The organism is Delftia sp. WSY_22 (assembly GCF_043104185.1).
Taxonomy (GTDB): Bacteria; Pseudomonadota; Gammaproteobacteria; order Burkholderiales; family Burkholderiaceae_C; genus Comamonas; species Comamonas tsuruhatensis.
The window spans coordinates 1-808 of record NZ_JBICKN010000003.1 but is presented as its reverse complement, the minus strand read 5'-3'; the positions used below and the strand labels follow the sequence as shown (position 1 = coordinate 808).

1 rRNA gene is annotated in these 808 nt (G+C 52.6%); it reads right to left on the bottom strand.

The features are described 5' to 3' along the window. Positions 1-77: 77 nt before the first annotated feature. Positions 78-808, bottom strand: a 23S ribosomal RNA gene (locus tag ACF8NF_RS00395); the annotation flags it as partial.

Sequence of the window (808 nt, the reverse complement as noted above, 5' to 3'; positions counted from 1 at the left end):
GAGTCTGTAATCAGCTTTGTATTTTGACTGCGCCTTACTTGGCATAACCACCTTGATGATCACGTCATCAAAGTTATAGGGTCAAGCCTCACGAGCAATTAGTACTGGTTAGCTTAACGCATTACTGCGCTTCCACACCCAGCCTATCAACGTCCTGGTCTTGAACGACTCTTCAGGGGGCTCAAGGCCCCGGCAGATCTCATCTTGAAACGAGTTTCCCGCTTAGATGCTTTCAGCGGTTATCTCTTCCACACTTAGCTACTCGGCAATGCCACTGGCGTGACAACCGATACACCAGAGGTGTGTCCACTCCGGTCCTCTCGTACTAGGAGCAGGCTTCCTCAAATCTGCAGCGCCCACGGAAGATAGGGACCAAACTGTCTCACGACGTTTTAAACCCAGCTCACGTACCTCTTTAAATGGCGAACAGCCATACCCTTGGGACCGACTACAGCCCCAGGATGAGATGAGCCGACATCGAGGTGCCAAACACCGCCGTCGATATGAACTCTTGGGCGGTATCAGCCTGTTATCCCCAGAGTACCTTTTATCCGTTGAGCGATGGCCCTTCCATACAGAACCACCGGATCACTATGTCCTGCTTTCGCATCTGCTCGACTTGTCAGTCTCGCAGTTAAGCACGCTTATGCCATTGCACTATCGTCACGATGTCCGACCGTAACTAGCGTACCTTCGAACTCCTCCGTTACGCTTTGGGAGGAGACCGCCCCAGTCAAACTGCCTACCATGCACTGTCCCCGATCCCGATAAGGGACCTGGGTTAGAACCTCAAACGCACCAGGGTGGT